This window comes from Pseudofrankia coriaricola (assembly GCF_001854805.1).
Taxonomy (GTDB): Bacteria; Actinomycetota; Actinomycetes; order Frankiales; family Frankiaceae; genus Pseudofrankia.
In genome coordinates this window covers 1-10,363 of record NZ_MBLO01000112.1, presented here as the reverse complement: position 1 = coordinate 10,363, position 10,363 = coordinate 1, and the positions used below count along the sequence as shown (strand labels likewise).

General features: G+C 70.3%; 7 protein-coding genes. 3 read left to right on the top strand and 4 right to left on the bottom strand.

The features are described 5' to 3' along the window. Nucleotides 1–335: 335 nt before the first annotated feature. On the bottom strand, nt 336–929 hold the full coding sequence (locus tag BCD48_RS16480; RefSeq protein WP_131804019.1) for a hypothetical protein: 594 nt from the start codon (nt 927–929) through the stop codon (nt 336–338). A gap of 290 nt (nt 930–1,219) precedes the next feature. Between BCD48_RS16480 and BCD48_RS16475 the strand changes: the two genes are divergently transcribed. After that, complete coding sequence (locus BCD48_RS16475; protein WP_071049284.1) at nt 1,220–2,392, top strand: calcium-binding protein; 1,173 nt, start codon at nt 1,220–1,222, stop codon at nt 2,390–2,392. Nucleotides 2,393–2,833: 441 nt separating this feature from the next. Here the strand turns inward: BCD48_RS16475 and BCD48_RS16470 are convergent, their stop codons facing one another. Together BCD48_RS16470 and BCD48_RS16465 are read right to left on the bottom strand one after the other, a co-directional pair. Beyond that, the gene (locus BCD48_RS16470; RefSeq protein WP_131804018.1) at nt 2,834–4,243 is read right to left on the bottom strand and encodes a plasmid pRiA4b ORF-3 family protein; all 1,410 of its coding nucleotides are present in this window, start codon (nt 4,241–4,243) and stop codon (nt 2,834–2,836) included. Nucleotides 4,244–4,577: 334 nt separating this feature from the next. Further along, the gene (locus tag BCD48_RS16465; RefSeq protein ID WP_071049282.1) at nt 4,578–4,778 is read right to left on the bottom strand and encodes a hypothetical protein; all 201 of its coding nucleotides are present in this window, start codon (nt 4,776–4,778) and stop codon (nt 4,578–4,580) included. Nucleotides 4,779–5,176: 398 nt separating this feature from the next. On the opposite strand from BCD48_RS16465, the gene BCD48_RS16460 reads away from it, so the two are divergent. Together BCD48_RS16460 and BCD48_RS16455 are read left to right on the top strand one after the other, a co-directional pair. Beyond that, nucleotides 5,177–7,981 carry a DEAD/DEAH box helicase gene (locus tag BCD48_RS16460; protein ID WP_131804017.1) on the top strand — a complete coding sequence of 935 codons (2,805 nt, stop codon included), beginning with the start codon at nt 5,177–5,179 and terminating at the stop codon, nt 7,979–7,981. A gap of 475 nt (nt 7,982–8,456) precedes the next feature. Then, nucleotides 8,457–9,302, top strand: a complete 846-nt coding sequence (locus BCD48_RS16455) for a hypothetical protein (protein WP_071049280.1) — start codon at nt 8,457–8,459, stop codon at nt 9,300–9,302. 246 nt (nt 9,303–9,548) lie between these two features. Here BCD48_RS16455 and BCD48_RS51320 read toward each other — a convergent pair. Further along, nucleotides 9,549–10,363 (bottom strand): hypothetical protein (locus BCD48_RS51320; RefSeq protein WP_198543273.1); only part of this gene is annotated, 815 nt, incomplete at its 5' end.

Below are 10,363 nucleotides of genomic sequence, written 5' to 3'. Positions count from 1 at the left end.
ATCCCGATCAAGCAACCTACTGACTACACTTCGGACAACACAGGCCAAAGTGCCAGGCTGTGCGCGTAGCGATCTTCGAGCACTCGCAAGTTCGGTCTAACCGCTGAGGAGCCGCCTCGCGGATCACCGGGAGGTCCACCGTGTAGACCGGTCCAGCTCCTCCGCCGCCGCGACGACGACCTATGTGACACCCGCCACGGCGGATAGCGACGCGGCCGTCGCACCCTGTACTTGCCGCAAATTACGTCCGGGCAGGTCAGGCTGCGTGTTCGTACTCGTGCAGGATGCCGCCGAGCTCGTGGAGCCGGTAGTGCAGCTCGGGGTCGGGGACCGACCTACTCGGTGGAGCCGGGGACGTAGTCCATGGGTTCGCCGAGGTCCTTCCAGGAGGTGCAGTCGGCCCAGTCCGGGGTGGGGGAGAGCGTCCACCAGGAGATCTCGGGGTTGTAGTCCCAGCGGCCGGTCGCGGGGCCGAAGCGCAGGACGACCTTGCCGTGCCGGGCGAGGTCGCCGAGCCGGCCGGCCAGGTAGGACGACGACGTGTAGGTCTTCGCGGCGATGGTGGTGTGCCCGTAGATCTCGACGAGCCGCGCGAAGTCATCCGGCCGGCGGCGCGCGTAGGTGTGCTCGAGGACGCCGTACTCCACCCACCGGCCCCGGTACTCCGCGAGCGCCGCAGGCAGCTCGACCCCCAGGTCGAGCTCCTTGGCGAGACCGCTCGACCCGCCAGACCCCCGGCCGTTGCCGGAGCCTGCGGCGCCCTTCGCCGGCGAGGGCGCGGGCGGCGGTGGAGCGTCCTTCAGCCAGCGCAGCGGCCCGGGTTCGATGTGCCCCGTGGTCAGCGGGCACTCGAACAGCAAGGCCCCGTCCGGCAGACGCCTGGGCCGCACCACCTCAAGCGAATGCAACGGGCAGTAATGCAACTCCACCCAGCTGATTCTGACAGCGCCGCCCACGGCGACCCTCAGCCGGTGGTGTCATCCGGCAGGGCCTTTGCCCGGCCGCGTGCGCCATGGCGTCGAGGCACTGGGCGACTCGGACCGACAGCCGCGGCGCGTGACGGGCGGGGACTCTGGACGCGCGCGGTGTAACTCGGGGTGGTCGATGGCCCACGTTGGCTTGGTGTTCCACGTCCTGAGTGACGTCTTTTCTTGGACTCGGTCGGACCTGCTCGACATGTGGGCGACACTTGGGCGGTAGCACCACGGGGGAGAACTTCATGCGTACAATCGGGCATCCGGGCCGTGCCCGGAGGCGCGGCCTGTCATCCTCGGCGGTTCTCATCGCCGCCGCTGTCCTTGTCGCGGTCGCCGCGGCGTGCGTCCCGGCGAAGAGCGTTCCGACGCCCGCGGGAAGCGCGAGTTCCGGCGGTCGGACGCCGACGGCCGCCACGACAACCCTCCCGTCGATGTCGGCCACGTCGAGTAGCGGGCCGCCGGTCGCGGACGGGCACCGGTCGGYCCGCTGCACCCTCTGGGGCACCGATGGCAATGACAGCCTTACGGGTACCGCCGGTCGCGATGTCATCTGCGGGCAGAGCGGCGACGACGTCATCCGCGGGATAGGCGGCGACGACGAGCTCTACGGCGGCCCGGGCGACGACAACATCACCGTCGGGGTGACCAGCGGACCCGACGACACGGTCACCGTCTACGGCGACGCCGGCGACGACACGATCCACGGCGGCCCCGGCCGCGACAAGATCTACGCCGGCCTGGGCGACGACCGGGTCGAAGCCGGCGACGGCGACGATTGGATCTGGGGCGACGAATTTGCGCCCGGTTCGGCCCCGGCGCAGCCGGGCGGGGACGACGTCCTGTTCGCTGGCGCCGGCAACGACTCAGTGTTCGCCGGGGCGGGCAATGACTTCGTCGACAGCGGGACCAACACCCACATCGACACGGTCGAGGCTGGCGACGGGAACGACGTCGTGTTCGGCGGGGTCGGTGTCGTCGACAACTTCTGGGGCAACGAGGGCAACGACCTGCTGTTCCCGACCCCGCTGCGCGCCAACCCGTTGGGCAACGTCGTGATCGGGGGCGGCGGGAACGACGTCGCGATCCTCGCGAACGGCATGATGGACGGTTTCACCAGGGAGGACCCGGACTCGGTCAGGGTCCCGGTCGGCGACTGCGAGGTCGGCGTTCCGCTGACCGAGACCGAGAACCTCAAGAAGTGGGAGCTGTCCTGCACGCTGATCGGCCCGGTGAAGCTGACGGCCAAGGGCGATGAGGTCAAGGCCGAGATCGAGTCCGGCTTCTACAGCGTCTCGGCCTCTTGGACCGTCCGCCAGTGGCGCGACTTCCTCAACGGCAAACCGAGCACCCTGACCGCCGACCTCTGCGTTTGCGACCCGCTCATCGGCAAACTCCCCGGCGACCTGGTCTCCTGACGCCCGGCGGCCTTTGCCGGTACGCGTCCGTCAGCTGTATGCGGCGGCTGCGGGGGTCCGGATGATGGCGGGCATCAGCGCGGCTAGCGGGGTGCCGGTGTGCTCGGACCAGGCCCTGGCCGCGGCGGTGAGGCTGAGCGTGCAGCCGGCGAGGACGCGGGGCCGCCCTGGCGGACGATCAGCCAGTCCAGCAATCGGAAGGCGCGACCCTTGCGGGCCAGCGCGGATGTCGGTCGCGGCGCGTTCGCCGTTCCAGTGCCCGGCGGGCAGTTCGGTCCGCTGGCCCAGGCTGCTGGATGCGTCGGGGTCCTGGCCGGAGAGCCAGTCGTCGACAGGCAGGTACCGCCAGGTCGCGGGTTCTTGTCGACGCCGCGGCGATCAGCACGCGAACTCGGAAAGATCGGTCCCGCGAGGCGGCGGACAGCACGGGAACGGGGCGAATCAGGTGCTGGGGCGTATTCTGACCGCGGCGAGCTTGACGTTGATGTCGTGGAGGTCCAGGGACGCGGGGTTGAAGTCGGCGGCGGTGGTCAGGCCGAGCCAGCGGAGTCTGTCGTCGTGTTCGTCGTTGTCGGGGTCGATGAGGATGAGGCGGAGTTCCTCGTATCCGCTGGTTCCGCCGCAGTCTTCGGGTGGGCAGGCGCCTTCGCCGGCGGTGCAGGCCGGGTAGGTCTCGTTTACCTTGGCGGTGGTGTGGAGCTCGACGGTGATCTCGTGGCGCCAGTAGTCGCCGAAGTCGTAGGTGTAGCCGAGCCGGTCGCCGTGCTCGGCGACGACGGTGGCGAGGGTGACGGCGCGGTCGTCGAGGTGGGGGAGTTCGGGGTCGGGCCGGCCGTAGACGACATCGGGGCCGGTGCCGGCGGTGAATTCGTGCAGGTGGTAGTTCTGCCAGCCCATGGCGACCTGGATGACCTCGTGCAGCCGGTTGAGCGGGATGGCGGCGGGGACGAGGATCCGCCGCCAGACCTCGGGGTCGTGGGTGTCGGTGAGCGTGACGCGTAGCCGCAGCACGGGCGCGCCGGGGTCGGGCGCGCCGCGAAGCCGGTCGACACCGCGGCGACCCAGGTCGGTGAGGGTGTATCGGTCGCCGTCGGCACGCAGCACGCCGAGCCGGTGCAGCCAGTCGAGGGCGATCTGCAGGTCGCGGTCGTTGGCCTGTCGGGCACGTTCCACCTGCTCCGGCGTCCCGTCGATCACGTAGCCGGTCATGCCGACGCGCCAAGCGGCCTCGCCCAGCTCGTCGACGGGCATGCCCTTCTCCCGGGAGGCCAGCAGGCGCAGCACCTCGTCGATGCACTGGGCGAAGGTGAGACGCAGGATCGACTCGATCCACGCCTCGGGACACACCACGGGCCCCAGCTGCCCGAAGGCGTCGAACAGCCGCGTCCAGAGCTCGTCGGGACGACCGAGCAGGGCGGCGCTCTTCTTGACCGGGACGAGCCGGCCGAGGTTGACCCGCACGAGCCGGCTCGCCTTGGCCCATTCGAGGATCGTCGTGAGCTCGGGCAGGTCATCGCTGCTCTTCGTCCGGAACACCCGCCCGCCGATCTGCGGGTCGATCCGGTCCGCCGTGCCCAGCAGCTCTACCAGCTCTCGCGCGTCGGCGAGCCGCAGCCGCCCGGTCTGCGTGAGCTTGCGGCCCTCGCCCAGCCAGCCCACGAACCGGATGATCTGGTCGACCAGTCGCACCTCGGCGGTGTCCATACCGTCATCCTGTCCCAGCCCGCCGCGCCTGCCGACCAGCAGGCCACCGGGGCAAGCCGGCCCGTCGTCCGCCGGCGGCTGCGAACGGATAGCGCTGTCACCGAGCACGCCGCGCACCCGGGGGAGCCGGGCGGCCCTTTGCCTCACCCGCGCATCCGTGGGCGTCAGAGATCAAGGAACCCGTGGGCGACCGTTCGGAGGGAACCGTGGTGACCTGCGGGGGTGAGCTGCGCGGTGTGGCGTGCGGTGGCCGCCGCGGTGTGTCTTCGCGGCGCCTTCCGGCGGTACTGATTGCCGCGGGCCGGAGCGGGGCGGCGGGCCGCGGTGCCTGTGGCTCCGCCGTCCACGTCCGCCGCGCCAAGTCGTAACAGAGGCCCACAAGACCGCCGGAGCTGGATCGGGATCGGAACCCGGAAGATGCCTGGCATACGAATCCCTACATACGTTTGATGATCTTGGCGTCCTTTGGAAAGCCGGGATGTCAGACGCGGCGGTTCGCGGGCACGGTCGCCTCGGCGCGCATGTGGTCGATTGCGCGCGTGAGCGAGGAGACGGCGCTGGAGAGGGCGTGGTAGCGGGGGTTGGTGTTGTTCTTCGGTTCGCAGGTCCGGTTTCGTGTACGGCGTAGTTCGTCGATCATGCTTTCGAGTCGGGCGATCTCGTCGGCGTAGTCCGTGCTCATGTGTCCTCTCTCGTTAGCGTGTGGTCGACCGGTTTCCCAGACCCTCACCGCCGTATGCCAGCGACGGGCAGGACGATGAGAGTCCCGGCCTGGTCATCCCGGCCGAGTATGGCTGGAACCTGCCGCGCCTGGTAGTAACTCTTTTCCGCTCGCCAGGCGGCTGGCGCCTGACCGCCGTTTCCTGGCCTGGCGCGGCGCTGTCGACGAGTGCGCCCGCAGGCGATGTCTCGTGGCGGGGACGTTCGCGCGAGCGCGAAGGTGCGTCGCGATGCGCCATTGCCGCGACATATTTCTGGGCGGGTCGCGGCGCGGGAAACCCGGGCTGCTACACATCTGTCACGCTCGAAAGGCGTCATGGCCGTGCGAACGCCGGTTGCCGGGACCTGGAGGGGGAGCGCGTGCAGGAGCAGAGCCGGACCAGGTTGCAGTTTCGCTGGGAGCATGTGGACAAGACCCTGCTGCGGAACATTCTGACTGTCGTACACACGGCCAGTGGCTGGCGTGACGAAGAGGAGAAACGGCGGCTCGGGCGGCTCGACGAGCTTCTCGTCGCGCACGCGGAAGCCGTGCTGGGCAGGCATCTGGACACCAGGCATCTGCAGGTTGACGCGCTGGTCGACCTGCTGCGCGACGACTGGCTTCCGCATGCGGATCCGACGGTGCTCGCGGCCTTCGCCGAGATCATGTGGTTTGAGGTGTCCTCTCCGGCGGACCGGGCGGCCAGCCTGGACACGACCGCGGACCAGCTGGCGTTCCTGCGTCGGCGGTACCGGACGTCGACGTTCCGGCTGAACCTGCGCCGGGCTTTCCTGGACGCGCACAAGCGGCAGGTGCCGGTGACGGCGCGGCCGGACAGTCCGGACCGGGTGGAACCGGACCGCGAACCCTGGCTGCTCGCCGGTGTGGGGGTCGATGACCCGCGGGTCCCGTACCCGTTCCAGGAGGACGCGTGGCGGGCGCTGGACGCACTTGCTGATGGCATGCCAGTTGCCGGGCGGCGTGCTGGGCTTGTCGTGTTGCCGACCGGGGCGGGCAAGACCTATACGGCGGTCCGCTGGCTGCTGCGGCGGATGGCCGCCGACCCGCGGCTGCGGGTGCTGTGGATCGCGGACCAGCAGGAGCTGGTGGACCAGGCGGCGCGGACGTTCGTCGACCTGGCCGGCGCACTACCGGTGACGTTCGAGCGCACGCTGCGCCGGATCCACTCGTTGGCGAGCGCGTCGACGACGATCGTCGACGACGACAACGACGTCGTGGTCGTCACCCGGGCGAGCGTGACCGGTGGCAAGGCTGCGGTAGCCGCGCGGAGACGGCTCGGCCGGTTCCTCGCCGGGCGGTCCTGCGTGATCGTCGTCGACGAGGCCCACCACGCGGTCGCTGCCAGCTACGAGGCGCTGCTGGACCACGTCTTCACGGTGGCGGATCCGGTGCTCGTCGGTCTGACGGCGACGCCGTGGCCGGCGGGTGACGGCGCGCGGCGGCTGCGGGCACGTTTCCCGGTGAAGGTCGCTGATGTCCGGGCCCGTGAGCTGATCGAGTCGGGGGTGCTGGCCCGGCCCCTGTTCCGGGTCGTCGACACGCAGGAACGCCCTGCGCTGACGGCCGACGAGCTCGCCTCGATGGGGGTGGGCGGTGACCTGCCCGCCAGCGTGCTGCGCCGTCTCGACCGGGACGGGCGTAACGGGCTGGTCGTCGACACGTGGCTGGCCCGGCGCGACACCTGGGGCAAGACCCTGCTGTTCGCCGTCGACATCGAGCACGCCGACCGGCTCGGCGCGCGTTTCCACTCGGCCGGCGTCCCGACGAGGGTGGTACACAGCGGCCTGGCGCTCGAACGTGCCGCCAGGCTCGCCTGGTTCAAGGCGCAGACCGACGACTGCGTGCTGGTCAGCGTCGGCATGCTCACCGAGGGCGTCGACCTCCCCGACGCGCGCACCGCGTTCCTCGCCCGCCCGACCCGCAGCCGGGTGCTGATGCACCAGATGGTCGGGCGGGTCCTGCGCGGCATCCGCAGCGGCGGCGAGTCTGTCGCCTACGTCGTCGACCTGCGCGACCAGTGGGCCGACGACCTGGGTGTGCCGCACCCCTGGGATGTCCTCGGCGCCCACGCCGACATCGAGATCGACGCACCCAGCGCTTCGTCCGGCCGCGGCCGGCTGCCGCGGGTGCCCGACGAGCTGACCGACACCCTCATCACGCCGGACATCCTCTCGGAGCTCCGACGGCGCTACAGCGAACAGGCCGGCCCGGTCATCACCGACATGGCGGTCCTGACCGCCGCGACGCTGACCGGCTACTACGAACTGGGCGACCGCAACATCCCCGTCTTCGGGCACACGCAGAACGGCTTCCGGGAACTCGTCGACGCCTGTGCCAGCGGCGCGGCCCTCGACGTTCGCTGGCCGATCGAGGTGTTCGGCGACGTCCCCGTGCCACGCCCGTCGGACAGCGACGTCACCCGGTTCGTGGACTACCTCAGGGCGGAAGGCGTCGAGCCACCGTTCGTGCCCATCCGCGCGACCTACGACCTGCGCGCTGTGGCACAGGACCTGGCCAACGCCGGGCCGATGACGACCCGGCAGAAGCGCGCCTGGCTAAGCGACCGCTACGACAGCGGGCTCGCGGGACTCGCGACGCCCGGCTTCCGCCAGTTCTGCGAAGTCGTCGAACGAGCACTGTTCGAACTCGACGACGAACCGAACCAGCTCGCCGGTCCCGCCGGCGATCCTGAGAACCCCAGACACCGCCAGAACCCGCGCAGCGCTCTTTCACGGCCGCTGCCCCCGCTGGTGCCCGTCGCCGAACGCGACCTGGCCGCTCTGCTGAAACGCGTCTGCCTTCAGGGACGCGACCTGCTCGCCGACCCCCCCGACCTCGCCGCCCGCCTCGAGCCCGTTCCGACCATCGCCTGGACCCGCCGGCCGATACGGCATGCCCAGGCCTACTGGGCCCCGCGTATCGCGGGAAAGGGCCGGGGAACGCCGATCATCAGGGTGAACCGGCAGCTGTGCGCACGCCCGGACCAGATACCCGACGTCGTCCTGGAGTACCTGCTCTGGCACGAGATGCTCCACCAGGTCCTGCCAGGCCACGGCCACGACGCCGAGTTCCGCCGCCTGGAGGCACTCTGGCCCGACGCCGACCTGCACGACCACGCACTCGACACCCTCGCCGAACGCTTCGACCTCGACGACCGGTCCTGACACAGCCAGCACACATGGCCGTCGAGATCGGCGGCAGGAGCAGCCAAGAACGGAAAGGCTGGGCCTTGGTCCAGCCAAGGATCGCTGGAATGTCAAGGGTCCCGGCCTCCGAGGGCGGGCCCGTGCGGATCATCGACCCGGCCCGGGCACGCGGGTCACCACCGCGGCCGACATCATCACCGGACGCCCGAGACGGTGGGCTGCGGCACGCCAGCGGTGATGTCCTCGTCCGGCCTGGCGTCGACCAAACCGGTGACAGCTCCGGGCGAGGGCTCGGCGAGGGCCGCCGGGGGTCCTTGGCGATGACAGCGCGGCGCAGGGTCGGACACATGGCTCCTCGGCACCACCCCACCGGGCATTCGGACAGTCCGGTCGACACCGGCCGGCCAGCGCCGCCCGTGACTGAGCTCGCCGCCGCCCGGGGTCGTGCACCGGTGCGGATCGAGACTCCGGCGGCTGGTGGCGGCTGTTCCCCGTGACCGACCCCACCGGCCTGGGCCGACAGTTCGCAGCCACGCTGTCCACCGCCCCGACCGCCAGTCGGCTCGAGGTGGTCGTGTGGACGACCCGGGCGCCGACCCTATGGCAGCTGGAGGAGGAACTCGGCTGGGCGGTGCCGTCCACCGTGCGCCGCATCCTGACCACCAGCCCGCCCCGCCCCTACCTGCGCACCCACGCGGTGTCCGGCTGGCTACCCGACGAGGCCATCCAGACGGCGGCGTATCGCCCGTGGCGGGTAAGCCAGGTACGCCGCGGCACCGCCGTCCCGGTCAGCTACGGACGTCTCCTGCATGACGAGCATCCGCCGCGGGAATGGCGCTCAGGCGACCTACGCGCCGAGGTTCTGCTCGACGAGCCCGACACCGACCCGGCTGTGGCCACGTTTCGCTACCGGATCCACCAGCACGATCGGATCATGTTCGCCGGCCTATACCAGCCCTTCGACGGCGACACCGACGCGGCCGACGCCGCGGACGACGTCGAGGTCCAGGCCGAGGCCGCGCTCCGCGTCGCGCTGCGCTCCCCGGTCATACGGGTAGCGACCGATCCCGGGCTTTCCGACCGGCAGCCAATGAGCAGTACACGAACGGACAACCGGCCAGACGCCAGCGCGCCCTACGCATCGCTACGATGTGTAACCGTCGACCCAGACCCCAAGATTAGTTGCGGTCGCAACGGCACCGGTTCGGCACCGGAAATGCCATTCTCGGCTGCTCCGCGATCTTCGGAGGGCGTGATCGCCACCGAGAAACCGCTGTGCCACAGCAGTTTTGGCCTTGTGGGGCGGGTGGGGCTCGAACCCACGACCGGAGGATTATGAGGACTATCCGGCTATGCGGTGTGCTGAGCTGCATCAACGCATGTCACGCGCGACCGTGGATCGTCGAATACTCCTCTGTATGACGAGCCGGCCCAACAGGCTTCATGTGTCGGATATCACAGGCTTGGCGGCGACCACGCTAGAGCCGTCTCCGTTCACGGAGGGGTCCACACCGACCGGCTGCCGGGTCGCTTCCGGCGGGTTGGCACACCTTGTTGTGCGTCGCGATACTCACCCACCGGGCAGTCAAGGCCACCAGCGCATTACCCGTAGCAGCGACGGCACGAGCGCCGCACCTACCAACTCACGCAGGTCGTCCCGGGAGAGCACGGTTGGAAGGACGTCGATTACCGCTCCGCGTCCACTCAGCGACGCTGCGGCTAGGGCTTGGCTGAGGAGCGTTGCGCGCTGGTCGGTGGGCAGGTGCGGGGCCAGCGCCGCCAACGCCCGCGCCCGGTCGTCAGGCCGTTTGATGGTGGTTGCGGCGGTCAGCGCTTGGTCGAGGATCGGTGCGCGCTGCTTGGCGGGTAGGTGTGGGGCCAGTGCCGCCAGCGCCTGTGTCTGGGCGTATGGCTGCGTGATGGTGGTTGCGGCGGTTAGCGCCTGACCGAGCAGCTTGGCAGGCAGGTGCGGGGCCAACCCCGTCAACGCCCGCGCCCGGTCATCCGGATCGTTGATGGCGGTCACGGCGGTCAGCGCCTGACCGAGCAACTCGGCGGGCAGGTGCGGGGCCAATGCCACCAAGGCCCGTGCCCGGTCGTCCTGCCGTTTGATGGTGGTTGCGGCGGTCAGCGCCTGGCCGAGCACCGGTGCGCGCTGCTCCGCAGGCAGCTGCGGGGCCAGTACCGCCAGCGCCTCCGCCCGGGCGTATGGCTGCTTGATGGTGGTTGCGGCGGTTAGCGCTTGGTCGAGGATCGGTGCGCGCTGCTTGGCGGGCAGGTGCGGGGCCAGCCGTGCCAACGTCCGCGCCCGGTCATATAGCTGGTCGATGGTGGTTGCGGCGGTTAGCGCCTGACCGAGCAGCTCGGTGGGCAGGTGCGGGGCCAGCCCTGCCAACGCCT

Excerpts from the sequence above, each read along its gene's own strand:
- BCD48_RS16465 (WP_071049282.1), bottom strand. The coding sequence starts at position 4,778 with ATGAGCACGGACTACGCCGACGAGATCGCCCGACTCGAAAGCATGATC.